This is a genomic window from Polaribacter vadi, assembly GCF_001761365.1.
In the GTDB taxonomy this organism is placed as follows: Bacteria; Bacteroidota; Bacteroidia; order Flavobacteriales; family Flavobacteriaceae; genus Polaribacter; species Polaribacter vadi.
Map to the genome: position 1 here is coordinate 2,678,961 of NZ_CP017477.1, position 26,648 is coordinate 2,705,608.

Sequence of the window (26,648 nt, forward strand, 5' to 3'; positions counted from 1 at the left end):
ACCTTTTGAGTGTTTCTTCCCTTTGGGAAGATTAAGATGGGCTTTTTTCTATTTCCCTTTGTATTTAAAATAACCTAATAATTTTTTAACGTAACTCTCGTCAACTCTTGTATTAATAGTACCTGCACCACTTCTTTTAAATGTATTTAGGTAATAATCAGTAAGTCTTAATGCGTTTGCTTTGTAACTGTTTCTTGTTGATTTTGATGATGTATTTACATACTGAATTGCGCCAGTTTCTGCATCTAACATTGGCACCATTCCTAAATTAGGAATTTCCTCATCATGTTTATCATAGACTCTTATTCCTGTTAAATCGTGTTTTTTACTGGCTATTTTTGCTGTTTTTTCATAATCATCATCCATAAAATCCGACAGCATAAAAACGATGGCTCTTTTTTTCATCACACTTGATAAAAATTTTAAAGCGACACTAATATTTGTTTTTTTACTTTTTGGTTTAAACTCAATTAACTCTCTAATAATTCGTAACACATGACTTTTTCCTTTTTTTGGAGGAATAAAAAGTTCAATATCATCAGAAAAAAGAATCAAACCAACTTTATCGTTATTTTGAGTTGCAGAAAAAGCTAAAGTTGCAGCAATTTCTGTAACTGTATCTTTTTTAAATTGATTGATAGTTCCAAAAGATTCTGAACCAGAAACATCTACCATTAATAGCATTGTTAATTCGCGTTCTTCTTCAAAAACTTTAATATAAGGTTCGTTATAACGTGCAGTAACATTCCAATCAATTGCTCTTACATCATCTCCAAATTGATATTGGCGAACTTCAGAAAAAGTCATACCTCGTCCTTTAAAAGAGGAGTGGTATTCACCTCCAAAAATATCATTAGACAAGCGTTTTGTCTTAATTTCTATTTTACGAACTTTTTTTAGTATTTCTTTTGTATCCATTTTTTCAGTAAGCAGTCTTCACTCATCAGTTTGCAATCATCAGTATCATGTAAGCAGTTTAATAACAAGTTTAAGTAAGCTACTGCCTACTGCCACTGTTTTTACTGCCAACTTAACTTTATGGTACTTCTACTTCATTAATAATTAAGTTGATAATCTCAACAGACGTTACATTTTCAGCTTCAGCTTCATAGGTAACACCAATTCTGTGACGTAAAACATCAAAAACAACAGCTCTAACATCTTCTGGTATTACATAGCCTCTTCTTTTAATAAAAGCGTAACATTTTGCTGCTCTTGCAAGGTTGATACTTCCTCTTGGAGAAGCTCCAAAACTAATTAAATCTTTTAATTCTGGTAAATTATATTTCTCTGGATAACGAGTTGCAAAGATGATATCAAGAATATATTTCTCAATTTTTTCATCCATATAAACTTCGTTAGCAGCTTTTCTTGCTCTAATAATTTGCTCAACAGAAATTACAGGATTTACAGTAGCAAAACCGCCTGTTAAATTCTGACGCATAATAATTTGCTCGTCTTGTAATTTTGGATAATCAATAACAACTTTCAGCATAAATCTATCTACCTGTGCTTCTGGTAAAGGATACGTTCCTTCTTGTTCTACAGGGTTTTGAGTTGCCATTACTAAAAATGGTTCATCTAATTTAAAAGTAGTATCACCAATAGTAATTTGGCGTTCTTGCATCGCTTCTAACAAAGCAGACTGTACTTTTGCAGGAGCTCTGTTAATCTCATCTGCTAAAACAAAATTTGCAAAAATTGGTCCCTTTTTAATAGCAAAGTCGTTTTCTTTCATGTTATAAATCATGGTTCCAACAACGTCTGCAGGTAATAAATCTGGCGTAAACTGTACTCTACTAAAAGAAGCATCTACAGCTTTAGCCAATGTATTAATAGCAAGTGTTTTTGCTAAACCAGGCACACCTTCTAGTAAAATGTGTCCATTACCAAGCAAGCCAATTAACAAACTTTCTATCATTTGTTTTTGCCCAACAATAACTTTATTCATTTCTAGAGTAAGAATGTCTATAAAGGCACTTTCTCTTTCTATTTTTTCATTAATAGCTCTTACATCTACATCCATTATAATATTGTGTATTAGGTGTTAATTTTAACGACAAACAAAGCTACAATTTTAACAAAATTATTCTTGTTAAAAGAAGGTTAAAGATAGTTTTAGAATAAAAATAAAAAAATTATGTTAATTTTGTTAATATATTATATAATCATTAAAAATATTAATAAAATTTTATATTAATATTAATTTTATTTGTGTTTTAAAATTAAAATGCTAATATTTGTGTATAACTGAAAATCCAATTTACTATGACACAAAAAAAACTTACCAAATTTTTAATCTTTTCTTTGTTAATGTTGCTTCCAATAAGTTTGGTTGCGCAAAATATAAAAGGAAAATTAACAGATGCTTCTGGTGAAGTATTACCTTTTATGAATGTTGTAGTTCAAGGCACTACAAATGGAACCACCACTAATGAAAATGGTGAGTTTAGTCTTACTGTAAAAGAATTACCAGTAAATTTAGTGATTTCATCAATTGGTTTTAAAACCAAAGTAGTGAATGTAAAAAACACCTCTTTTTTAAATATTATTATTGAAGAAGGAAGTGAATCTTTAGAAGAAATAATAGTTATTGGATCTAGAAATCCTAATAGAACTGCTATAGATTCTCCTGTACCTATTGATATTGTAGATATTAAAGAATTAACAGCAATGGCACCACAGGTTAATTTAAATCAGATTTTAAATTTTGTGGCGCCTTCTTTTACATCAAACACACAAACTATTTCAGATGGAACAGATCACGTAGATCCTGCTTCTTTAAGAGGTTTAGGGCCAGATCAAGTATTGGTGTTAATCAACGGAAAAAGAAGACATACTTCTTCTTTAATAAATGTAAATGGAACTTTTGGACGTGGTTCTGTAGGTACAGATTTAAATGCAATACCAGCAGCAGCTATTAAAAGAATCGAGGTTTTAAGAGATGGTGCAGCAGCACAATATGGTTCTGATGCAATTGCAGGTGTTATAAATATTGTTTTAAATGAAACTGTAAATGAATTAGCGATTGCTGTAACTACTGGAGCTCATTTTAGTAAAAATTCTAACGAACAAACTGGTGGTTCAGATGGAGAAACTACCAATATTAGTGCAAGCTATGGTTTACCTTTAGGAGACAATGGAGGTTTTATTACATTTTCTGGAGATTTTGATGTGCGTGAAGATTACAACAGAATGAAAGAATGGGAAGGTTCTATTTTTAATACTTTTAATACTATAGAACGTCTTGCAAATGCAGATGGTGCTAGTTTAAATGATTTGTTTGATGCTGACTTAACTGATGTTATAAAATATGGAAATCAAGCAGGTTTAGGAATAAATTCTAATGCCACTAAAACTGATTTAATTGGAATTAATGATGGATTAAACTCTGTTGCAGGTGTTTTAACACAACTTACTTTTAACAGTTCAGGTGATATTACAGGGGTTTCTCCTATTGACAATACTACTTCTGAGTTAGCTGCAAGAGGTTTAAACAGAACCGATTTTAATATGAGAGTTGGACAATCTAAAGTAAGAAGTGGGCGATTTTTTGCAAACTTTAAACTTCCTTTAGATGATAATGGAACAGAAATTTACTCTTTTGCAGGTGTAGGTTCTAGAGCAGGTAATTCTGCTGGTTTTTATAGATTACCAAATCAAAGTAGAACGTTTACGCCAGCTTATATTGATGGTTTTTTACCAGAAATTAATTCAACAATTTCAGATCAATCTTTAGCTGTTGGTATTAAAGGTAAAATTGGTGATTGGAATGTGGATTTTTCAAACACGTATGGGAAAAATGCGTTCGATTTTATCATTGGAAATACCTATAATGCATCTCAAGGAGTTGCATCTCCAACAACTTTTGATGCTGGTGGATTTTCATTTACACAAAACACTACTAATTTAGATATATCTAAATTTTATAAGGATACATTTGATGGTTTTGGTGTTGCTTTTGGAGCAGAACATAGAATTGAGAATTACCAAATTGTTGCTGGAGAAGAATCATCCTATACACAGTATCAAGCAGATGGAAGTCCTTTTAATGGTGTTGCAGGTACAAGTCCTTTAAATGACTTTTTTGGCAGTGGAAGACCTGGTGGTTCTCAAGTATTTCCTGGATTTGGTCCAAAAAACGAATTGGACAGAGATAGAAGTAGTGTTGCTGCATATGTAGATTTAGATGCAAAGTTTTCTGAAACATTTTCAACTACTTTTGCTACACGTTTTGAAAACTATTCAGATTTTGGTTCTACTTTAAACTTTAAATTAGCTTCAATTTATAAAGTTTCCGATAATTTAAGATTGAGAGCTTCTTTTAACACAGGTTTTAGAGCGCCATCTTTACATCAATTAAATTATAACTCAACTTCAACTATTTTTCAAGATGGTATTCCTGTAGAAGTTGGTACTTTTTCTAATGATAGTAAAGCTGCTAAATTATTAGGAATTCCTCAATTAAAAGAAGAAACTTCTAATAGTTTTAGTGCAGGTTTTACAACTAAATTACCAGATGCTAATATTACATTTACGGTAGATGGTTATATTGTAAATATTGATGATAGAGTAGTGTATACAGGTCAGTTTGCACCACAAGTAGATGGAAATGGAGATCCAATTGATGCAGCAAATACAGAATTACAAGGGTTGTTAGTACAAGCTAATGCAACAGCTGCCTCTTTCTTTGCAAATGCAATCGATACACAATCCAAAGGAATTGATTTAGTAATAACGCACAAAGCAACTTTTGGAAATAATATGAGGTTAAATACTGATTTAGCTGCTACATTTTCTAAAACAGAACAAGTAGGTGGTATAAATTCTTCTCAAATTTTGAAAAATGCAGGTTTAGAAGGAACTTATTTTCCTGAAGACAGTAGAATATTTTTAGAAGAAGCTGTACCAAGAACTAAAATAAACTTGACAAATAGTTTAACAGCGGGTCGTTTTAATGTGTTCTTAAGAAACGTCTATTTTGGTGAGGTATCAGAAGCAACGAATACCATTGCAAATCAGCAAACTTTTAGTTCTAAAATTGTTACGGATTTATCTCTTGGTTTCAAAGCTACACAAGATTTAACGTTAACTGTTGGTGCTAATAATTTATTAGATGTATATCCAGATAGAGCTATTGAAGCAAATAGAAGTGGTGGTCGTTTTGACTGGTCTAGAAGATCTCAACAATTTGGTATTGGAGGTAGATTCTTATTTGCTAGAGTAAGTTTTAATTTAAAATAATAAAAATTATATGTTTAAAAAGCGACAATTTAATTGTCGCTTTTTTTATGCTTAATGTTTAAGAAGTTTAAATGTTTCATCAAATTCACCATAGGTAAAATACTGAATCCAATCTCCTAGATTTACATACTTGCTTTTTGCTGATAAATTAATTTCTAAAGGCAAATGTCTGTGGCCAAAAACAAAATAATCATAATGATTTTCGGTTAACTTTTTTTTGCAATATTGTACCAACCATTCGTTTTCTTCGCCTAAAAACTTGGCATCTTCATCACCAGAAATCATTTTGTTTTTAACGGACATATATTGCCCTAGTTTTACGCCTAAATCTGGATGAAGCCATCTAAAAAGCCATTTAAAGAAAGGAAAAGTAAACACTTTTTTCATGCGTTTGTAGCCTTTATCTTCAGGGCCTAAACCATCTCCATGACCAATTAAAAACTTTTTATTGTTGATGATAAATTCTTGTGGCTTATGATAAACAGGAATGTTTAATTCTTTTTCAAAATAATCATTCATCCATAAATCGTGATTCCCAACAAAAAAATAAATTGGGATTCCTGAATCTTTGATTTCGGCTAATTTGCCTAAAACTCTAACAAATCCTTTGGGAACAACAGTTTTATATTCGAACCAAAAATCGAATAAATCGCCTAGTAAAAAAATGGCTTCTGCATCTTCTTTTATTTCATCTAACCAAGAAACAAACTTTTTTTCACGAGGAAAACTAGTTTCAGGAGTTGGAGCACCTAAATGCTGATCTGAAGCAAAATATACTTTTTTGTTGTTGGATGTTGTTATGGAAATCATTGCAACAAAGAAAAGCTATTCTACCTTACTTTCCAACTCCAAAACTTTCTGCAACATTTTATCATCTTGATGCATAATTCTGTAGAAACCAACATCACCAAAAAGCACATTTGCAATTGAGGCTTTTAAGTATTTTTTTAAACTTTCTTTGGTCTTGAAAGATGGGTTTTCTCTATCTTTTATAATCGATAAATAAGAATCTAAAACAGTTTCATCAGTATCAAAATTATTTACAAAATCTGCAATGTTCCATTTTGCTAATTTTTTTCTATTATTATCAACATAATCAAAGGCAAAATTATTAATTGAATTAAAATAAAAACTAGACATGTAAGAAGTGGTATCTACAGCTACAAAAACATCAGGAATAATACCTCCACCACCATAAACTATTTTGCCTTTTGGCGTTTTGTATTGTAAAGAATCTACTACTTTTATGCTGTCTCTATTTAATAATTCTCCATTTGCAATTCTTTCTTGATAATCTTTTCTGTAGTCTTTATCGCCATTTTTATCATAAGGTTTTTGAATGGAACGTCCTGTTGGAGTGTAATATCTTGCAGTTGTTAAACGAACTGCAGAACCATCACCCAAATCCATTTCTACTTGCACTAAGCCTTTACCAAAAGAACGTCTTCCAATAATGGTTCCTTTGTCATTATCTTGTAATGCACCAGCTACAATTTCTGATGCTGATGCCGAATTTTCATCAATTAAAACATACAAACCACCTTTTTCGAAAGAACCAATTGAGGTTGCAAAATATTCTTCCACAAAATTTTTGTTGTTTTTTGTGAAAACCATTAGCTTTTTATTCTCTAAAAATTCGTCGATAATTCTGTTGGCAATATCTATAAATCCACCTCCATTTCCACGCAGATCCAAGACCAAATCTGTCATTCCATGATCAATCAAATCTCCAAGAGCAGTTTTAAATTCTCTGTATGTGTTTCTTGCAAAACGATCTAATTTTATATAACCAACAGAATCATTAATCATATACGCTAAATCGACACTTTTAATATTTACTTTGCCACGAGTAACATCAACTTTAAAAAGGGAATCTGTGCTTTTTCGATAAATTTGTAGTGTAACCTTAGTGCCTGGTTCTCCTTTTAAATAAGCAGGAACTTTGTTTGTAAACATGTTTACTCCAAATTTGTTAAACATATTTTTGTTGTATAAAGTGTCATTATCAGCCATTAAAATTCTATCTCCAGCTTTAATTCCTACTTTAATACTTGGGCCACCTTTAATGGGTTGCACAACAGTAATTGAGTCTTTTATCATTCTAAACTGAACGCCAATACCTACAAAATTACCTTGCATATTTTCTGTAACAGCTTGCAGATTTTCTCTTGGAATATACACAGAATGTGGATCTAATTTTCCCAACATTTGTGTAATTGCGCCATCTAATAATTCTTCTGTATTTACATCATCTACATAATCTTGTTCAATAAAGTTGATGAGCTTTTTTATTTTTTGTTCTTGCTTTTGAGTTTCCGTAAAAGCCAATAAATTACTTGAATTTCCGCCAAAAAAAACGCCAATTAAAATTCCCAGAACAACCGCAATTGAAAAGTAAATAGGTAAGTTGTTTTTATTCATAAGGCAAATATTGAAGTTCAACTCCTGCTTTTTCTAAAAAATCTAATCCTGAAGAATCTCTGTAGTTTTTTGCATACACAACTCTCTTAATTCCTGCTTGATGAATAAGTTTACTACATTGTATACAAGGTGATAAAGTGATGTATAAAGTCGCATTTTTTGCAGACTGTGTAGAGGAAGCTACTTTTAAAATTGCATTGGCTTCTGCATGCAAAACTTCCCATTTTGTTTCGCCATTTTCATCTTCACAACAATTATCGAAACCAGTTGGTGTGCCATTAAAACCATCAGAAATTATCATTCTATCTTTTACAATTAAAGCACCTACCTGTTTGCGTTTGCAATGAGATAGTTTACCCCATTCTAAAGCCATTTTTAAGTAGGCTTTATCGTATTTTAATTGCTTTTTTTCTGTCATGCAACGAAATTAAAAAGATTTGTAGAAATGTAACGTTAATTAATAGACAAAATTTTGATTACCAAAAAACGCGGTCAAGCATCATTTGTGTAGAAAATCCGATTACGATTGATGAGCTGACCAAAATCCAATCTCTTCTTTGTACTTTAAAGAAAGATTTTAAAAGATAGCCAATAATTAAAATACTTAAAACGATTATTATTTGAGCTACTTCAATACCTAATGCAAATTCTATTAAAGGAAATAGTTTGTCTTCTTCTTTACCAATCATCATTTTAAAATAATTAGAGAAACCTAAACCGTGAATCAAACCAAAAAACAGCGCTAATATTAAGTTGATATTTCCTGTTTTATTGGCTTCTTTTTTTGCGTTTATAATGTTGATTAATCCTGTTATAAAAATGGTTAAAGGAATTAAAAACTCTATTAAATCCATTCTAACTTCCAAAATTTTGTAAGCAGATAAAGCTAGTGTTATAGAGTGGCCAAGTGTAAATAAGGTAACCAACCAAATTACTTTTCGCCATTGAAAATTAGTAAAGATAACCGCTAAAACTATCAAAAATAAAATATGATCGTAAGCAGAAAAATCGAGCACATGTGTAAGCCCCATTTTAAAATATAGAATAAAATCGTCCATTTTAAATTTTAGATTAAGAAAGCACCAAAGATATTAAAAAAGTATTACTGTTTTTAAAGTGATTTTGTGTGTTAATTTTACTTTACTTAAGCAAACAAAGTAGCAAAAGCCTCTTCAATTTTACCAACTAAAACCAATTTAATTCCGTGATTTTTTGATGAGATTTTATTGTATTTTGATGCCACAAAAGTTTTATAACCCAATTTTTCTGCTTCTAAAATTCGTTGATCTATTTTAGAAACAGGTCTTATTTCTCCAGCCAAACCAACCTCTGCAGCAAAACAAACATTTGGGTTGATCGCAATATCTTGATTGGAAGATAAAATTGCAGCAACAACAGCCAAATCTATAGCAGGATCATCTACATTTATACCACCTGTAATATTTAAAAAAACATCTTTTGCACCTAGTTTAAAACCTGCTCTTTTTTCGAGAACAGCTAAAATCATGTTTAATCTTTTTAGATTATAACCAGTTGTAGAACGTTGTGGAGTTCCATAAACTGCTGTTGAAACCAACGCCTGAATTTCAATCATTAAAGGACGAATTCCCTCTAAAGTTGATGCAATTGCTGTTCCACTTAAATCTGCATCTTTTTTAGAAATTAATATTTCAGACGGATTTGAAATTTCTCTCAAACCATTTGAAAGCATTTCGTAAATTCCTAATTCTGATGTTGAACCAAATCTATTTTTTTGACTTCTTAATATTCTGTAGGTATGATTTCTATCGCCTTCAAATTGCAAAACGACATCTACCATATGCTCTAAAATTTTTGGTCCAGCAATGTTTCCTTCTTTGTTGATGTGCCCAATTAACAAAACTGGAGTTGCAGTTTCTTTGGCAAATTTTATCAATTCTGCAGCAGTTTCTCTTATTTGAGAAATACTTCCAGGAGAAGCTTCAATGGAGCTTGTGTGTAATGTTTGTATGGAATCTATTACTAAAACTTCTGGTTCAGTTTCTTCAATATTTTTAAAGATTTGTTGCGTATTTGTTTCAGTAAGAATTAAACATTTAGAGTTGATGCCTTCTAATCTTTCTGCTCTCATTTTTATTTGAGATTGACTTTCTTCGCCAGAAACATACAATACTTTTTGGCTGATATTTAAGGCAACTTGTAGTAATAAAGTCGATTTTCCAATACCTGGTTCACCACCTAAAAGTGTTACAGAACCTTTTACCAAACCACCACCTAAAACTGTGTCTAATTCGTTGTTGTTTGTAATTACTCTTTCTTCAGGGTTTAACTGAATATCAGCAATTTTTAAGGGTTTATTAATAGTTTGTTTCGCTGTTGTAGATTGTTTCCAAACGCGTTTTTCTTCTTTTTGAATTACTTCTTCAACAATGGTGTTCCATTCTTTACAAGCACCACATTGTCCTACCCATTTTGCATGTTGAGTTCCGCAATTTTGACAGAAAAAGGTTGTTTTAGTTTTTGCCATTTAAATTATTATTCTCTTAAAAGTTTTGATGGACTTTGAGATGTGTTAAAAATATGAAGTATTAGGATTTCTTTATCGTTTTTTGAAATGTAGATTACTTTATAATTTCTTACAATAATTCTTCTATAAGGTTTACCTAAAAATTCATCGACTTGAAATTGTTCAGTAAAGTGAATGTTTGTTGAAGTTTCAAAAATTTCATTCACAGCATTTTGTGCTAAATTTTCTGATAAAGTCATTTCTTTAACTTTTTCAAAAATAGAATTTAAATCATTTTCAGCTTTTATAGTCCAAATAATTTTTAATTTCATCTACCAAGAAAGCATTTTCTTTTTTAATTCTTCTGATGTAATAAAGTTGCCTTCATCAAAAGAAGCTTCTGCTTCTTTAATTTTTTTTATGTACTTTTCTTTATTCAAGGCTTTGCCAGATATTGTATAAGCGACAATATCATTAGAGCTTTGTTTTTCTTTAGATTTTAAATTATAAATAGCTTCCACTTCGTTTAAAACATTTTCATCTGTTTCTAAAATCCATTTAGATAATGTTTTTCTTTTTTCTTCTGTGTTCATGAGGTTGCTTTTACCAAAGATAGTAATTTTAAACAAGAAATAAATTCAAAGGTTTCCCAAAAGCTAGCAAGTATTTGCGTTAGCGATTGAAACGACATCCTTTTTGCTTTTTCAGCAAAAAGATATAGTGGAAAGCGCGACCTTTTTAGGAAACGCCCAACTTCTCGATACAATTTTTTTAAAAAAATTACTCGAAGTTATTTATTTTTATTTACGACTGGTAATAACAAAAATGCCAACCCTCCAAAAACGATAATCATGGCAGTTTGTGCTGTCCACATAATCCAACCAAAAGCGTTTCCTGTTACTTTATCTATACCAAAAAGTGCGAGTGCACTTGCAACAGCAACAGGATATAAACCTACACCACCATTGGTTGCAGCAATTGAAAAACCACCTGCAATAAAGCCAATTAAAATACCACCAACAGGAACTTCTAAACCATTAACAGCAGGAATTGTTGCCCAAAACATAGCTATATACATTGCCCAAATAAAAACAGTATGGAATATAAAAGCCCATTTGTTTTTCATGTTTAGAATGCTAAAAACGCCTTCTTTTAAACCAAGAAAAAAGCCTTTTACTTTGATTGCAAAGTTTGATTTTCCTTTTTTGATGTATAAGATAAAAGCAGTGAAAACGATTATTACGATTAGTAAACTACCAAAGGTTTTTACTGGATTGAAATCTTTTGTTAAGAGTTCCCAAATAAAATCGAACTGGATAAAAAGAGTAATACCAACAACGAGTAACATCATTATTAAGTCTGCAAGTCTTTCTGCTACAATGGTTCCAAAACCTTTTTCAAACGGAATATTTTCGTAGTTCGTCATGACTGCTGCTCTTGTAACTTCGCCAGCTCTTGGTAAAAAGATATTCATTAAATACGCTACTAAAACTGCTAATGTAGAATTAATGAATTTTGGTTTATAGCCTAAAGGTTCTAATAGGAATTTCCATCTATAAGCTCTCGATAAATGGCTTAAAATTCCGAAGAATAACCCTAGAGCAATCCACCAATAGTTAGCGCTTTTAAAATATTGAACTAATTCTTCTGGAGAAACAATTGTTAGTGAATACCAAACCAAAAAACCTCCCAAAATGAGAGGTATTATTATTTTTAAAACTTTTTTAATATCCAAAATTATGTAAGTGTGTTATCTTTTTCGTTTGGAAAAACTAATTGTGGTTTAAATTTCTTTGCTTCTTCTAATTCCATAAAAGCATATACAATTAAAATTAAAACATCGCCAACAGCAACCAATCTAGAAGCTGCACCATTTAAAGTGATTTCTCCACTTTTTCTAGGTCCAGGAATTGCATATGTTTCTAAACGATTTCCATTATTATTGTTCACAATTTGAACACGTTCACCTTCAATAATACCAGCAGCATCCATTAAATCTTCATCTATGGTAATGCTTCCTATATAATTTAAATCTGCACCTGTAACTTTTACACGATGGATTTTTGATTTTACAACTTGTACTAACATTTTGCAAAAATAAACATTTTTTAATTACTAATTTTTTAATTGAATGTTATCTATCAATCTAATTTCACCAGCAAAAACAGCGATAAAAGCCCTGTATTTTTTACCAGATTCTTTTTTGTTAATAGTTTCTAATGTTTTTTCATTAGCAATTGTAAAATACTCTAACTCCAATAAAGGTTCTTTTTTAAATTGATTTTCTACCCATTCATTCACTTTTTCAACATTTTCTGTAGTAAACTTTTTCTTTGCTTTTTTAAGTGTTTTATAAATAAAGGGTGCAATTTCTCTTTGTTCTTTGGTTAATCTTGTGTTTCTAGAGCTCATTGCCAAACCATCTTTTTCTCTAAAAATTTTACATCCTTTAATTTTTAAATTTAGTTGATGTTTCTCAACCATTTTTTTGATGATTTGGAATTGCTGAAAATCTTTTTGTCCAAAATAAGCTTTGTCTGGTTCTACAATTTCAAACAATGTTTTTACGATGGTACCAACTCCATTAAAATGCCCATCTCTAAATTTGCCTTCCATTTGATGCTCTAAACCATCAAAATCGAAATTTTCTGAAACGACATTTTCTTGATAAATTTCTTCGACTGAAGGATGAAAAAGCACATCACAGGAAATGCTTTTTAATAATTTGGTGTCACTTTCTAAAGTTATAGGATATTTTACAAGATCTTCTTTATTGTCAAACTGTGTAGGATTTACAAAAATGCTAACAATTACAACGTCGTTTTTTTGCTGAGCTTGTTTAATTAAAGACAAATGTCCTTGATGCAAAGCTCCCATTGTTGGGATAAAACCAATTGTTTTATCTTGAGCTTTTAAGGTTGATAAATAAACTTTTAAAGCGTGTTTTTCTGTAAAAATTATCATAGTAAGATACTGTATAAAGAGTGCAAACTTACCAATTTAACATCATATTAGCATAATAATTTGTACTTTTGCGCATCTTATAAAAGAGTTTGATTTAATGAAAGACAAAAGAATTTTATTTGTATCGTCTGAAGTTGTGCCTTATTTACCAGAAACAGAGTTGTCGAAAACAGCTTTTACCTCTGCTAAAAATGCCCATTCTAAAGGGGTTCAAACCCGTATTTTTATGCCAAGATATGGCGTAATTAATGAAAGAAGACATCAGTTACATGAGGTCATTAGGCTTTCTGGAATGAATCTAGTTGTTAATGATATAGATATGCCTTTAATTATAAAAGTAGCCTCTATTCCTAAAGAAAGAATGCAGGTTTACTTTATCGATAATGAAGAATATTTTAAAAGAAAAGCCGTTTTTACAGACGAAGATGATGAGCTTTTTGAAGACAATGATGAGAGAGCTATTTTCTTTGCAAAAGGTGTTGTAGAAACTGTTAAGAAATTAAATTGGGCTCCAGATGTTATTCATATACATGGTTGGATGGCTTCTTTATTGCCCCTTTATTTAAAAGAATTTTATAAAGAAGAACCTTTATTTACAGAAAGTAAAATTGTAACTTCTTTATATAGTAATGGTTTTCAAGGTGAGTTAAATGAAGGTTTAGCAGATAAAGTAAAGTTTGACTTAAACAAGTCTGCAAAAACAGATACGATTGAAACCCCAAACCATGTTAATATTTTAAAAAGTGCTATCGAAAATTCTGATGCAATTATTCATGGAAGTGAATCTATTGATGAGGATTTAATTTCTTTTATTGAAAAACAAGAAATGCCAGTTTTAGAATATCAAGAAGAGAATTTAAAAGAAGCTTATTTGAATTTTTATGCTGATTTAATTGCAGCCAATTAATTATTTTACATTGAGAAATTTTATTAGAAAAAGTGTTTATATAAGTGTATTTGTATGCTTATCAATTGCAATTGTATCTTGCGAAAAAGATTTTACCGATATTGGCTCTAACGTTATTAGTAACATAAAATTTGATACTAATGTTGATTCAGTTTATGTTACTGCAGAAAATAGTCCTTTAGTAAGGATTCAATCAGATAATATATCAAGACAACTGGGACAATATTTATTAGGAGTTTATACCAGCCCAGATTATGAAAAGTTAGAAGCTTCTATAGTTTCTCAACTTGGTATAACTTTAGGTTTAAAAGTTATAGATGATGCAGATATTACAGATACAACAGATGTTTTTAGTGTTATTGATACAGTCTTTTTAAAACTACCTTACCAAGTTAGTTTAAATGCTGATGCAACAAAATTTGAGATAGATTCTGTAATTGGAGATAAAACCAAACCTTTTAATCTAAATATTTATAGAACTAATACATATATTAGTCAATTAAATTTAGAAGATCCAACAAAGACAAATAAGTTTTTTTCTGATGCTGATTTTGAGAAAATTGGAGATCCATTAAATAGTCAACTTAATTATCCTTTAATACCAAGTGAAGATAGTACAAAGGTTTTAGTAAAAAGAAAGCTGTATAATAATACGACTTTTAAAACAGATACTGTGAGGTATTTCGCTTCTGCAACAAGTACAATTCCTGTACCTTTTGCTAGAATTCCTTTAGACAAAGCTACAATTAAAACGTTATTTTTAGATAAATACGAAGAAACTGAATTTTCTTCACAAGCAGCTTTTAATGATTATTTTAGAGGAGTAATTTTAGAGGCTTCAGGTAATGAAGGATCATTAACATCATTTAATTTTAATAATGCGAACTCAAATTTAAGACCATCTATAGAAGTATATTATACAAATACTGTGTTAAATAAAGGAACAACTGATACTTTAAGAACAGTAACAAAAAATAATTCTTTTCCATTATCAGGTTTTAGAATTAATACTTACAAGATGGAGGAGAAAGGGTATACAGATAATGATAATATAAAGATACAAGGAACTGCAGGCAGTGAAGGTAATATTACTTTATTTGATCAGAATAAAATAGATGAATTAAAAATAAAAGCGCAAGATTGGTTGATTAATGAAGCTACTTTAACTTTTTATGTAGATCCTTCTGCAGATACAGAGAATATTCCAGAAAGATTATACCTTTATAAAAGTAATGGAGTTTCACCAAACCCTACATTTAGTCAAATAAAAGATGCATACAGTGAAGGTGATTTTGGAGGTATCCTTGGTTTTTTAAATGCAGATAGAGATCAATATACTTTTAGCCTTACTGATTATTTATCTGATATTTTAAGCGGAGAAATTACGTATGATTCTACATTAAAATTAAAAGCTTTTAATCCTTCAGATTTACCAAGTTCTACTACTGATGATTCCTTTGTAAATTATAGCTGGAACCCTAAAGCTGTAACAATTTTTAATAATTTACTTACAAACGATAATAAAAGACCAATATTAAAAATATCATACTCAGAAAAAAAATAAAAAAACTAACTAAAAAAAAATGCAATGTGTGGAATTTCAGCTTATATAGGTTATAGAGATGCCTATCCAATAGTTATTAATGGTTTAAAAAGATTAGAGTATAGAGGTTATGATAGTTCAGGTGTCATGATTTATGATGGTGAAAAAATGCATCTTTCTAAAACCAAAGGAAAAGTTTCAGATTTAGAAAAAATCACGGACGCAGAAGAAGAAAGAAAAGTGGGTAAAATCGGTATGGGTCATACACGTTGGGCAACTCATGGAGTTCCAAATGATGTAAATTCTCATCCACATTATTCTCAATCTGGAGAATTAGTAATTGTTCATAATGGTATTATTGAAAATTACGATACTATTAAAAAGGAATTAATTTCAAGAGGTTACATTTTTAAAAGTGATACAGATACTGAGGTTTTAGTTAACTTAATTGAAGAAGTTAAAAAAACGGAAGGGTGTAAACTTGGGAAAGCTGTTCAATTAGCATTAACAAATGTTGTTGGAGCTTATGCAATTACTGTTTTCGATAAAAATAGACCTAATGAAATTGTTGTTGCACGTTTAGGAAGTCCTATTGCAATTGGAGTTGGGCAAGGTAACAAAGAGTTTTTTGTAGCATCTGATGCTTCACCTTTTTTAGAATATACAAAAAATGCCATCTATTTAGAAGATGAAGAAATGGCAGTTATTAAATTAGATAAAGGAATTAAAGTTTTTAAGATAAATGATGACTCTAAAGTAGAGCCAACTATCCAAAAACTTCAAATGAGTCTAGATCAGATTGAAAAAGGTGGTTTCGATCATTTTATGTTGAAAGAAATTCATGAGCAACCTAAAGCAATTACAGATACTTTTAGAGGTAGAATGTTAGTGGAAGAAAATATGATTAAGATGTCTAGTATAGATGATAATCTTGACAAATTTTTAAACGCAAACCGAATTATCATTATAGCTTGTGGTACTTCTTGGCACGCAGGTTTGGTTGGAGAATATCTTTTTGAAGATATGGCTAGAATTCCTGTAGAAGTAGAATATGCTTCTGAATTTAGATACAGAAATCCAATTATAACCAATAAAGATGTTGTTATAGCAATTTCACAATCTGGTGAAACTGCAGATACGCTTGCTGCTATTAAATTAGCAAAATCTAAAGGAGCTTTTGTATACGGTGTTTGTAATGTTGTAGGATCTTCTATTGCAAGAGAAACACATTCTGGTGCTTATACACATGCAGGTCCAGAAATTGGAGTAGCATCAACAAAAGCATTTACAACACAAATTACTGTGTTAACTTTAATAGCACTTAAATTAGGAAAAGCAAACGGATCGTTAGCAGACCATACTTTTAAAGATTATCTTAAAAAGATGCAATTAATTCCTAGGCAAGTTGAAAAATTGCTTAAAATTGATGAGCATGTAAAAAGTATTGCAGCTGTTTATAAGGATGCAACTAACTGTTTATATTTAGGTAGAGGTTTTAACTTTCCTGTAGCTTTAGAAGGAGCTTTGAAGTTAAAAGAAATTTCTTATATTCATGCAGAAGGATATCCAGCTGCAGAAATGAAACACGGACCTATTGCTTTAATTGATGAGAATATGCCAATTTTTGTTATTGCAACAAATAGAGGTCATTATGAGAAAGTAGTAAGTAATATTCAAGAAATAAAATCTAGAGCTGGTAAAATTATTGCTGTGGTTACTGAGGGTGATACACAAGTAAGAGAAATTGCAGATCATGTAATTGAAGTTCCTGATACAGAAGAAGCTTTAACGCCTTTGTTAACTACAATTCCTTTACAATTACTATCTTATCATATTGCAGTAATGTTAGGTAAAAATGTAGATCAACCTAGAAATTTAGCAAAATCAGTTACTGTAGAATAATAATTTTATTTTTATATATAAAAATCCAGCTTTTTTTTAAGCTGGATTTTTTTTGTTAAAAAAGAAATAAATACCAAAAATATAAAAGCATATTCGTTTACTTTATTAAAATATTTATTATAAAAGTTAAAAAAAAGTAAGATTATGCTTATCTTTTGCTCAAAAAATTGACAATATAAATTATTATAAGGTTTACCTTATTAATTAATGTTAAGTTATGAATTATAATCAGATAGGTATCTTGTTTCTGCAAGCTACATTAATTGCCTTTGTAATACTCTTATTATTTCGGCTTCGAAAACAATTAGGTATTGGAGTTTTATTTGCTTGCTTGGGTTTAATTCAGTTTATGCAAGTATTTTTATCAAGTACTGTATATATATCAATTACAGACAATTTAATTGTTTCACCAGGTTCTTCTGTATTATTTACGGCAACTCTATTTGCAATGCTAATTATATATATAAAAGAAGATGCAAGTGAAACAAAAAAAATAATTTATGCTTTATTTATTGTAAACATATTAATTTCTGTTTACCTGCAAGTTTTTGGTTGGAGCCTTAAAGATGTTACACATAATCCATTAAACGTATCCACTAAACTTTTTGATACTAGTGCTTGGGTGTTATTTGTTGGAACCTTGTTATTATTTATAGACTCGTTAATAATAATAATAGTTTTTGAATTTATATCAAAGAAAACACGTTACTTATTCTTGCAAATCTGCTTAACAATGTTATTTGTAGTAAGTTTTGATGCGATTTGTTTTTCTCTATTTGTTTTCTGGAATTCAGATAATTTAAATTCAATTTTAATATCTGGGCTAATTTCTAAAGGGATATTTGCAATATTTTACAGTATTCCTTTTTATTTCTATATAAGATATTTTGATTTAAGTAAATCGTTTAAAAATTTATTTAACCTAAGAGATATATTTCATCCCTTAACTTATAAGCAAAAATTTGAATCTATAACATATGATATTAAAAAGGCTGAAGAAAAGCGTGAAATTGAACTAGTACTTGCTAATAAAGAAAAAGAAGAAAGAATAAAAGAATTAGAGTTCTCTAAACAAAAGCTTCAGCATTCTTTAGAGTTGTTAGAAAAAAAAGATCATTCTTTAGAAGAGTCAAGTAGAGTGGCTAAGATTGGGCATTGGGAGTATGATATAGCAACAGATGTTTTTATATGGTCTGAATATATTTATGAGATGTATGGGGTTGATTTTAATGAAAAGATTCCTCCAAGGAGTGAAATCATAAAACTTTATGATGAAGACTCTAGAATAAAACTAGAAAAAGCAACTAAAGATCTTACTGAAAACGGGATTCCTTATGATATTGAATTAAAATTAATAAATAAGAGAAATGAAGAGGTTTGGGTTCGAAATGTAGTGCAACTAATACGTAACCAACAAAATGAAATTGTTGGAAGAAAAGGTGTTATACACAACATAACAGATTCTAAAAAAGCACAACTTGAATTACAACTATCTCAACAAGAGATTAAAAATTCTTTAGAATTATTAAAAATTAAAGAAGCTGCCTTACATGAAGTTAGTAGTGTTGCAAAAATTGGTTATTGGGAGTATAGTATAGATAATGTTAACGTTATTTGGTCAGACTATCATTATGAAATTTTCGGATTAAACCCAAAAGATGGAATTCCTCCTAGAGAAAAAATTTTCTCATTTTTTGATAAAGAATCTCAAGAAAAGATAGAAAAAGCAAATTCAAAACTACATACAGAAGGTATTGCATTTGATATTGAAGTTAAATTAATCAATCAAAAAAATAAAGAAGTATGGGTAAGAAATGTAGTACAACCTGTATATGATGCACAAAATAAAATTATTGGTAGAAGAGGTTTATTACAAGATATAACTGAATCAAAACAAGCAAAAGAAAAAATTGAAACGGCACTAACCCAGATAGAAAAGAGAGACTATTCTTTGTTACAGGCTAGTGAAATGGCAAAAATTGGCTATTGGGAATATGATATTGCTACAGATGAGTATACTTGGTCTGATTATGTTTATAAGTTGTGTGGTTTAGAATTAGAAGATAAAGTACTATTACAAAAAGAAATTATAAAAATATGTGATGAAAAATCTTTAAAAAAGCTAGAAAAAGCTACTGAAGAGCTTTATAAAGAGGGAACTCCATATGATCTTGAATTGAAATTAATCAATTTTAAAAATGTAGAGGTTTGGACACGTAGTGTAGCACAACCCATATACAACCAACAAAATGAAATTGTTGGAAGAAAGGGTGTTGTACAAGATATTACAGATTTTAAAAAGGTACAACTTGCTTTAGAACTCTCTAAAGAAAAGATTCAGAAATCTTTACAACAATTAGAAAAAAGTGAGTATTCTATAAGAGAAGCAAGTAAAGTAGCTAAAATAGGCTATTGGGAACGCGACTCTATAAATTCTAGTCTTAAATGGTCTGAACATACCTATTCTGTTTTCGGATTAAATTCAAAAGACGGAGCTCCAGATGAGAATGAATTATTTAAAAGATTTGATAGTAAATCACAAGAGAAGTTAAAACATGTAACTTTAGACTTAACTACTAAAGGTAATTCTTATGATATTGAATTAAAATTTATAAATCACAAAAAACAAGAAGTTTGGATACGTAGTGTAGCGCAACCAATAAAAAATAAAGAAAATGAGATTGTTGGTAGAAGAGGTATTGTACAAGATATTACAGAATCAAAAAAAGCACAAATAGAATTAGAGTTGTCTAAACAAAAAATTCAAGAATCTTTAGAGTTGTTAGAGAAAAGAAAATACTCTATGGATGAAGCTGGTAAATTAGCAAAAATAGGCTACTGGGATGTTAATACAGAAAAGAACACATCCATATGGTCCGATTATGTTCACTATGCCTTAGGATCTGACCCAGGAGATGGTATTCCAGATCAAAGTATAATTAAAAAACACCTAAGCAAAGAATCGTTTGAATTATTTACAAAATCTACCGAAGAAATTACGTTAAAAGGGATTCCTTATGATATTGAAATAAACTTTAAAAACCTCAAAAATGAAAATGTTTGGATTCGTGTTTTAGCTCAGCCAGTTTATAATCAACAAAATAAAATTATTGGCAGAAGAGGTCTTTTACAAAATATAACAGCATCAAAAAAAACAGAACAAAAAATTCAAGAATCTTTAAATTTATTAGAAAACAGTAAGTATTCTATGGATGAAGCTAGTAAAGTAGCCAAAATAGGATATTTTGAATATGATATTGCCACAGATATTTTTAAATGGTCAGATTATCTTTTTAATATTCATGGATTTGATCCTAAAAAACCAGTACCTTCAAGTAAAGAATTTATAAAACATTTAGATAAAGAATCTCTTGAAGTATTAAATAATGCTATACTAAACCTTAATACAAAAGGTATCTCCTATGATATTGAAATGAAGGTTTTTAATCAAATTAAAAATAAAGATATTTGGGTAAGAAGTGTAGCACAGCCTATTTATAATGATAAAAATGAAATTATTGGAAGAAGAGGTGTAACACAAGATATTACTGATAAAAAAAATACTGAAATTAAATTAAGAGAAAACGAAGAGAAATTTTTTAGTATTTTTAAATTTAGTCCCAATTTAATAATTCTTACTAGATTAGATGATTATAAAATTGTAGATGTAAATGATGCATCTCTCAAGATAACTGGTTATAGTTCAAGTGATTTAATTGGTGATGCTAACTCTCCAAGACATATTTGGAAGTCTCTAGATAATCGAAAAAAATATTTTGATAAATTAAAACAAAAAGGTCATATAAAAAATCTAGAAACTGAATTTGTTGTAAAATCAGGCGAAACAAGAATTTGGAAAATCTCAGCAGAAATTATTCAAATTAATAATATAGAATATGCATTGAGTATTATTGAGGATGTTACACAAATAAGAGAAACTCAATATGAATTAAAAAAACAAAGCGAGTTTGTGCTTGCAATGACAGAAAACCAACCCTCAGGAATAGTAGCTTGTGATTCCGAAGGTAAATTAGTGTTATTTAATAAATCAGCACAAGAGTGGCATGGTATTAATGTTATGAATATACCACAAGATAAATGGGCAGAAAACTATGGGCTTTATAAACTTGATGCAGAAACGTTGCTAACATTAGATGAAATACCACTTTTACAGGCTTTTAATGGAAAAAAAGTTATTAATTTCGAAATAGTTATTAAAGCAAAAAATCAAAATCCAAGAATTGTTATTTGTAATGGAACTTCTTTTTTTGATGCAGAAGGTAATAAACTAGGTGCTGTAATAGTAATGAATGATGTTACTAAACAAAAAATAGTAGAGAATAATTTAAAAAATAGTGAAACTGAAATAAGAAATGCACTAAAAGAAATAGAAAGGAGCGAGTTTCTTTTAAATGAATCAGGAAGATTATCTAAGGTTGGTGGCTGGGAAATGAAACTTCCATCGCAAGAAATACGTTGGGCTAAAGAGGTTTTTGCAATTCATGGACTTCCAGTTGGTGAAGTACCTCCTCTTGAAGAATGTATAAGCTTTTATATTGAAGGTTCTGAAGAAAAATTAGCAAAAGCTATTGAAGAAAGTATTGCAGAGAAGAAAAAATTTGACCTTGTATTAAGGTTTAAAAACAAGCAAAATCAAAAGTTATGGGTTCATTCTATTGGATATCCAATAATAAATAAGGAAGGAGAAATAACTAGTTTAATAGGAGTTTTCCAAGACATTACAGAACAAAAAAACAAGCAAATTAAGTTAGATGAACAAAATGACAAGCTAAGTTATTTAAACAATGCTTTAAACGAAGCACAAGAAATATCTAAGTTAGGAAGTTGGGAATATATTGTTGCAACAGACAAAGTAACTTGGTCTAAAGAATTGTTAAGCATATTTGAACGTTCACCAGAATTAGGAGCACCAAATTATGCTGAGCATAAACAACTTTATACTGAAGAAAGTTTTGCTAAAGTGACTAAAGCAGTTGCAAACTGTATTGAAAATGATATGCCTTATAACTTAGAATTAGATATTTATACTACTAAAGGTTCTTTAAAACATATAATATCTAGAGGTAAAGCCATTAAAGATAAAAATAATAAAATAATAGGTGCTTATGGTACAGCCCAAGATATTACAGAAGAAAAAAAGATAAGACTTCAAATTGAAAATGCAGAAGAGATGTATCGTTTATTGGCAGATAACTCAAGTAATTTAATTTGTTTGCATGAGCTAGATAATACTTTTAAATATATAAGTCCTTCTATTAAAACGTTACTGGGTTATGATCAGAACGAACTTATAGGTAAAGAAATGTTTACTATTATTCATAAAGATAGTATAGAGTTTATAAGAAATGCTTTCGAGAAAAAAATATTTAGAAGTAATGTAAATAATCCTTTTTGTTTTAAAGCTGTTCATAAAAAAGGTCATTATATTTGGTTAGAATCTATTACCTCTCCAGTTAATAAAAATAATGAAAGGAAATATTTTATTTCATCTTCTAGAGATGTTACAAATGAAGTATTAGCAAAACAAGAAATACAAGAATACCAAACATCTCTTCAAAAGTTAACTACAGAAATTACTTTGATAGAAGAGAAACAAAAAAAGGAAATTGCTTCAAATATTCATGATCACTTAAGTCAATCTTTAGTTATTTCTAATATGAAAATTAAAGAATTGAAAAAAAACACAAAGTTAAAAGCTATTGATGATGACTTAAATTTTATATATGAGCACGTATCTGAGGCTTTGGCAAATAGCCGTAAAATTACATCAGAACTTTCGCCACCAATATTATATCAACTGGGTATCATTGAAGCACTTTATGGGTTATTAGAAAATATTGAAAAGAAACATAAAATTAAGCATCAAATTAACGATTATACAAATGGAATAAAACTTAGTGACGTAGAATCTATTTTACTATATAGAAGTATACAAGAACTAATTAACAACATTATAAAATACGCGGAAGCTACTTTAATAACTATAGATGTTAACAAAAAGAAACTTGGAGTAGATTTTACGATAAGAGATAATGGAGTTGGATTTAATACCGAAAAATTAAATAATTTTTATCATCATAATGAAAAAGGATCAGGTTTTGGCTTGTTTACTGTTAAAGAACGTATAGCAAATATACAAGGAGAATTTAAAATAACATCCAAAATAAATAAAGGAACAAAAGTTACTATTTTTATACCCACAAAGGAATGAATAATTTAAACGGAATTAAAATAATATTAGTAGACGACCACAAACTATTAAGAGATGGTTTAAGAAATATTATTGAACAAAAATCTAATATGCATGTTATTGGAGAGGCTTCAGATGGTAGAGAAGGTATAAAAATATGTTCAAAAATATCTCCAGATGTTGTGGTTATTGATGTAGCTATGCCAGGTTTAAATGGTGTAGAAGCTACAAGACAAATTATTAAAGAATGTCCACAGACTAAAATAATTGGTCTTTCTATGCATTCTAGCAAACAATTTATTCAAGGAATGTTTAAAGCAGGTGCATATGGTTATTTGCTTAAAGATGGAGATTCTGATGAATTGATTACTGCAATTACTACAGTAATGGAAAATAAAAAATACTTATCTAAAGACATCGATCAAGAATATCTTAGCGCTTTAAAAAAAGGAGAAAGTATAGAAGATGTTGAGTTAAGTTCAAGAGAAAAAGAAGTTTTACAATTAGTTACTGAAGGAAAATCTTCTAAAGAAATAGGGGAGGTTTTATTTTTAAGTTCTAAAACAGTAGATGTTCATAGAAATAATATTATGAAAAAAATAGATTTATACACCATTCCTGAACTAACAAAGTACGCAATTCAAAAAGGATTAACAACTTTAGATTTTTAGTAAAGTAAGCATCTTACCTATAGATAGATATATATTAATATAGTACCTTTAACATAACCAAGCAATTAAAACTTATATTGGAAAAATCTGCAAATAACGTATTAATAGTAGAAGACCACCCACTAATTGGTAAAAGCATTGTTGATGCAATAAATACTATTAGCAATGTTAAAAGTCTTCAATTAACAACTTCCTTACATGAAGCTATTTCTTTATTGAGTATTAACGATTTTAATTTAATAGTATTAGATTTAAGTTTGCCAGATGGTAATGGCTTAGAGTTGTTAAAATTACTTAAAGAAAGAAAAGAAAAAAAGAAAGTTTTGGTCTTTTCTACAAATACAGATTTAAAAAATGTGTGTTTAAGATATGGTGCGTATGCCTTTTTTGACAAAGCCAATGATTTTGATGCATTAATTGAAACCATTAAAAATAAAAATATTTTTTAAGAGTTACATTCCTTTTTTTTTATTCTTTAAAAAAAATGCGTCTAAAACATTTAAACTTTGTGAAGATTTTTTAGGCTTTAAAAAATATACGTTTAGCGAGCTTAATATTTAAGAGATTAAGTACTTTACTTAGATAACAAATCAAATTTTAGGTAACTTCTCTTCTTTTTCTAGATTTTTAAATATTTTAAGAAAATAGATTCTACATAAAAACAAAAAATTTTTGCGAGAATAATTAGACTGATTGAAGTTGTAATAGCTTCAAGTTTTCTTTTTGATATTCTTCTAAACTTTCAAATTTACATTTTTACTTCGAAATGAATGCAAACTTAATTTTTTAGGATAAAATAAATATTATCCAAAAAGTTTTTTAAAAAATATGGACAAAAAAAAATCTAAACTTCGGGGGAAATAGCTTAGATTTTAGAACATATAAAGTGGGGGAAATTATATATTATACTACAAAGATATTTAAGAAGGCAAGTTTACCCAATAGGTAATTTCCTTAATTCAAGAAACTTAACTATAAAGTTCAATTATTTACTATAAAATTAGATTGGCAATACTTACAAGAAACTTAAATACAGTTTATTTAAATCTTATCATGAACCTTTGTGTGATTTCCATGATTCCAAAGCGTTAAAATATCTGTTGCTACAGAAGCTCCACTTCCAGCAGCAATTGCAAACTGACTTCTATGACCAGCAATGGTTCCACAACAATATAATCCTTTTTTAATCAGATGATTTTCGTTTCTAAGCTGAATTCTATCTTTTTCTATATTTGACTTTTTATGAGGAATTATATACGTTTCTAAGCCTCTTATAGTAAATGGTTTCGAATAATTTAAAGCAAGTACAACAATTTTAGATTGGTACACATTCTTGTTTGTTATCACTTTAAAAACACCTTCAACTTCATCAACAGAAATTACTTTTTCTTTTTCTATTTGATGAATTTCAGCGTATAAAGTTGATAATTGCTCTTTTCCTTCCGCTAAAATGTCTTTCCCTAATGTTTTTGGTGGTAAACCTAAAACATTATTAAACAAAGCATTTTCTAAATGAGAGGCTCTTTGATGCATGATAATTCCAATGTTTTTATCAATAGCAAAAGGTTTGTTTTTCGCAGAACCTAAAACTAAAGCACATTGCATTCCAGAAACGCCACCACCAATAATTAAACAGTCGAATATCATATTAAACAAATAACATTTTAATATTTTGTGCAAATAACTTTACAGAAATAGCTAATAAGATTACACCAAAAACTTTACGAATTATTTGAATTCCTCCAGCTCCTAACAATCGCTCAATTTTAGAAGATGTTTTTAAAACGATGTATAAAAAAATAACATTTAAAACTACAGCAACAATAATATTTTGTAAATCAAATTCTGCCCTTAAAGATAATAGTGTTGTTAAACTTCCTGGACCCGCAATTAAAGGAAAAGCTAAAGGAAAAACTGCAGCTGTCATTGGTGCATTGTTATGATCATCTTTATACAATGTAATTCCTAAAACCATTTCTAAAGCAATAAAAAACAGTACAAAAGCACCTGCAACAGCAAAAGAATTTACATCTATTCCTATTAAGCTAAGTAAACTTTGGCCAACAAATAAGAAAAGAATCATAATAAAACCAGCAATTAAAGAAGCTTTTTCAGACTGAATATGGCCTACCTTTTTACGTAAATCTATAATAATTGGGATGTTTCCTATAATATCGATTACCGCAAATAAAACCATAAAAGCCGTAATTATTTCTTTAAAATTGAATTCCATTTTGTTTTTAAATTTTGTACAAAATTAGTCAACTAATTTAACGAAATCGGAAAAAACAGAAAAAAAT

21 protein-coding genes are annotated in these 26,648 nt (G+C 29.3%); 7 read left to right on the top strand and 14 right to left on the bottom strand.

All coding sequences use genetic code 11. The features are described from left to right. Positions 1-48: 48 nt before the first annotated feature. The gene (locus tag LPB03_RS11580) at positions 49-918 is read right to left on the bottom strand and encodes a DUF58 domain-containing protein (RefSeq protein WP_065319763.1); all 870 of its coding nucleotides are present in this window, start codon (positions 916-918) and stop codon (positions 49-51) included. Positions 919-1,036: 118 nt separating this feature from the next. Then, positions 1,037-2,026: an AAA family ATPase gene (locus LPB03_RS11585; RefSeq protein WP_065319764.1), complete on the bottom strand. Its 990-nt coding sequence runs from the start codon at positions 2,024-2,026 to the stop codon at positions 1,037-1,039. A 242-nt stretch (positions 2,027-2,268) separates the two neighbouring features. Here LPB03_RS11585 and LPB03_RS11590 point away from each other — a divergent pair, with 242 nt between their 5' ends. Next, entirely contained in the window at positions 2,269-5,244 is a 2,976-nt protein-coding gene (locus LPB03_RS11590) for a TonB-dependent receptor (protein ID WP_065319765.1), read from the top strand. Positions 5,245-5,295: 51 nt separating this feature from the next. Here LPB03_RS11590 and LPB03_RS11595 read toward each other — a convergent pair whose 3' ends face one another. The 10 genes from LPB03_RS11595 to panC all read right to left on the bottom strand — a co-directional run bounded on the left by LPB03_RS11595 (position 5,296) and on the right by panC (position 13,114). Further along, positions 5,296-6,054, bottom strand: a complete 759-nt coding sequence (locus LPB03_RS11595) for a UDP-2,3-diacylglucosamine diphosphatase (protein ID WP_065319766.1) — start codon at positions 6,052-6,054, stop codon at positions 5,296-5,298. Between the two features lie 15 nt (positions 6,055-6,069). After that, positions 6,070-7,665, bottom strand: coding sequence for a S41 family peptidase (locus LPB03_RS11600; protein ID WP_065319767.1), 1,596 nt, complete (start codon positions 7,663-7,665; stop codon positions 6,070-6,072). Continuing rightward, positions 7,658-8,083, bottom strand: a complete 426-nt coding sequence (locus tag LPB03_RS11605; protein ID WP_065319768.1) for a deoxycytidylate deaminase — start codon at positions 8,081-8,083, stop codon at positions 7,658-7,660. Before LPB03_RS11605 ends, LPB03_RS11600 begins: the two co-directional genes overlap by 8 nt. Before the next feature lie 58 nt (positions 8,084-8,141). Beyond that, complete coding sequence (locus LPB03_RS11610) at positions 8,142-8,723, bottom strand: HupE/UreJ family protein (RefSeq protein WP_065319769.1); 582 nt, start codon at positions 8,721-8,723, stop codon at positions 8,142-8,144. Between the two features lie 86 nt (positions 8,724-8,809). Continuing rightward, positions 8,810-10,171 carry a DNA repair protein RadA gene (gene radA / locus LPB03_RS11615; protein ID WP_065319770.1) on the bottom strand — a complete coding sequence of 454 codons (1,362 nt, stop codon included), beginning with the start codon at positions 10,169-10,171 and terminating at the stop codon, positions 8,810-8,812. A gap of 8 nt (positions 10,172-10,179) precedes the next feature. Beyond that, positions 10,180-10,482 (bottom strand): type II toxin-antitoxin system RelE/ParE family toxin, encoded by a 303-nt coding sequence (locus LPB03_RS11620; protein WP_065319771.1) that lies wholly within the window; start codon positions 10,480-10,482, stop codon positions 10,180-10,182. Beyond that, a complete protein-coding gene (locus LPB03_RS11625; protein WP_065319772.1) occupies positions 10,483-10,743 on the bottom strand; it encodes a hypothetical protein in 261 nt (86 codons plus the stop codon). It lies immediately after the preceding gene. Between the two features lie 197 nt (positions 10,744-10,940). Then, positions 10,941-11,885 carry a lysylphosphatidylglycerol synthase transmembrane domain-containing protein gene (locus LPB03_RS11630; RefSeq protein WP_065319773.1) on the bottom strand — a complete coding sequence of 315 codons (945 nt, stop codon included), beginning with the start codon at positions 11,883-11,885 and terminating at the stop codon, positions 10,941-10,943. A gap of 2 nt (positions 11,886-11,887) precedes the next feature. Beyond that, entirely contained in the window at positions 11,888-12,238 is a 351-nt protein-coding gene (gene panD / locus LPB03_RS11635) for an aspartate 1-decarboxylase (protein ID WP_026776382.1), read from the bottom strand. A gap of 27 nt (positions 12,239-12,265) precedes the next feature. Next, positions 12,266-13,114 carry a pantoate--beta-alanine ligase gene (panC, locus tag LPB03_RS11640; RefSeq protein ID WP_065319774.1) on the bottom strand — a complete coding sequence of 283 codons (849 nt, stop codon included), beginning with the start codon at positions 13,112-13,114 and terminating at the stop codon, positions 12,266-12,268. 97 nt (positions 13,115-13,211) lie between these two features. On the opposite strand from panC, the gene LPB03_RS11645 reads away from it, so the two are divergent. From LPB03_RS11645 to LPB03_RS11670, 6 genes are all read left to right on the top strand, one after another. Continuing rightward, positions 13,212-14,021, top strand: coding sequence for a glycogen/starch synthase (locus LPB03_RS11645; RefSeq protein ID WP_065319775.1), 810 nt, complete (start codon positions 13,212-13,214; stop codon positions 14,019-14,021). Between the two features lie 10 nt (positions 14,022-14,031). After that, positions 14,032-15,585, top strand: a complete 1,554-nt coding sequence (locus LPB03_RS11650) for a DUF4270 domain-containing protein (RefSeq protein ID WP_065320131.1) — start codon at positions 14,032-14,034, stop codon at positions 15,583-15,585. Between the two features lie 24 nt (positions 15,586-15,609). After that, entirely contained in the window at positions 15,610-17,466 is a 1,857-nt protein-coding gene (gene glmS, locus LPB03_RS11655) for a glutamine--fructose-6-phosphate transaminase (isomerizing) (protein ID WP_065319776.1), read from the top strand. A gap of 217 nt (positions 17,467-17,683) precedes the next feature. After that, positions 17,684-23,698, top strand: coding sequence for a PAS domain-containing protein (locus LPB03_RS11660; RefSeq protein WP_083187229.1), 6,015 nt, complete (start codon positions 17,684-17,686; stop codon positions 23,696-23,698). Continuing rightward, complete coding sequence (locus LPB03_RS11665; RefSeq protein ID WP_065319778.1) at positions 23,695-24,348, top strand: response regulator; 654 nt, start codon at positions 23,695-23,697, stop codon at positions 24,346-24,348. The genes LPB03_RS11660 and LPB03_RS11665 overlap by 4 nt, the downstream gene beginning before the upstream one ends. 77 nt (positions 24,349-24,425) lie before the next feature. After that, the gene (locus LPB03_RS11670) at positions 24,426-24,797 is read left to right on the top strand and encodes a response regulator (RefSeq protein ID WP_065319779.1); all 372 of its coding nucleotides are present in this window, start codon (positions 24,426-24,428) and stop codon (positions 24,795-24,797) included. Between the two features lie 592 nt (positions 24,798-25,389). Here the strand turns inward: LPB03_RS11670 and LPB03_RS11675 are convergent. Together LPB03_RS11675 and LPB03_RS11680 are read right to left on the bottom strand one after the other, a co-directional pair. After that, positions 25,390-25,995, bottom strand: a complete 606-nt coding sequence (locus LPB03_RS11675) for an FAD-dependent oxidoreductase (RefSeq protein WP_065319780.1) — start codon at positions 25,993-25,995, stop codon at positions 25,390-25,392. 1 nt (position 25,996) lies between these two features. Beyond that, complete coding sequence (locus LPB03_RS11680; RefSeq protein WP_065319781.1) at positions 25,997-26,581, bottom strand: MarC family protein; 585 nt, start codon at positions 26,579-26,581, stop codon at positions 25,997-25,999. Positions 26,582-26,648 lie beyond the last annotated feature (67 nt).

Coding starts and splice junctions, on each gene's coding strand:
- LPB03_RS11605 (WP_065319768.1), bottom strand. CDS start 8,083: ATGACAGAAAAAAAGCAATTAAAATACGATAAAGCCTACTTAAAAATG.
- LPB03_RS11680 (WP_065319781.1), bottom strand. CDS start 26,581: ATGGAATTCAATTTTAAAGAAATAATTACGGCTTTTATGGTTTTATTT.
- LPB03_RS11585 (WP_065319764.1), bottom strand. CDS start 2,026: ATGGATGTAGATGTAAGAGCTATTAATGAAAAAATAGAAAGAGAAAGT.
- panD (WP_026776382.1), bottom strand. CDS start 12,238: ATGTTAGTACAAGTTGTAAAATCAAAAATCCATCGTGTAAAAGTTACA.
- radA (WP_065319770.1), bottom strand. CDS start 10,171: ATGGCAAAAACTAAAACAACCTTTTTCTGTCAAAATTGCGGAACTCAA.
- LPB03_RS11580 (WP_065319763.1), bottom strand. CDS start 918: ATGGATACAAAAGAAATACTAAAAAAAGTTCGTAAAATAGAAATTAAG.
- LPB03_RS11620 (WP_065319771.1), bottom strand. CDS start 10,482: ATGAAATTAAAAATTATTTGGACTATAAAAGCTGAAAATGATTTAAAT.
- LPB03_RS11595 (WP_065319766.1), bottom strand. CDS start 6,054: ATGATTTCCATAACAACATCCAACAACAAAAAAGTATATTTTGCTTCA.
- glmS (WP_065319776.1), top strand. CDS start 15,610: ATGTGTGGAATTTCAGCTTATATAGGTTATAGAGATGCCTATCCAATA.
- LPB03_RS11625 (WP_065319772.1), bottom strand. CDS start 10,743: ATGAACACAGAAGAAAAAAGAAAAACATTATCTAAATGGATTTTAGAA.
- LPB03_RS11675 (WP_065319780.1), bottom strand. CDS start 25,995: ATGATATTCGACTGTTTAATTATTGGTGGTGGCGTTTCTGGAATGCAA.
- LPB03_RS11645 (WP_065319775.1), top strand. CDS start 13,212: ATGAAAGACAAAAGAATTTTATTTGTATCGTCTGAAGTTGTGCCTTAT.
- LPB03_RS11610 (WP_065319769.1), bottom strand. CDS start 8,723: ATGGACGATTTTATTCTATATTTTAAAATGGGGCTTACACATGTGCTC.
- LPB03_RS11590 (WP_065319765.1), top strand. CDS start 2,269: ATGACACAAAAAAAACTTACCAAATTTTTAATCTTTTCTTTGTTAATG.
- LPB03_RS11665 (WP_065319778.1), top strand. CDS start 23,695: ATGAATAATTTAAACGGAATTAAAATAATATTAGTAGACGACCACAAA.
- LPB03_RS11660 (WP_083187229.1), top strand. CDS start 17,684: ATGAATTATAATCAGATAGGTATCTTGTTTCTGCAAGCTACATTAATT.
- LPB03_RS11600 (WP_065319767.1), bottom strand. CDS start 7,665: ATGAATAAAAACAACTTACCTATTTACTTTTCAATTGCGGTTGTTCTG.
- panC (WP_065319774.1), bottom strand. CDS start 13,114: ATGATAATTTTTACAGAAAAACACGCTTTAAAAGTTTATTTATCAACC.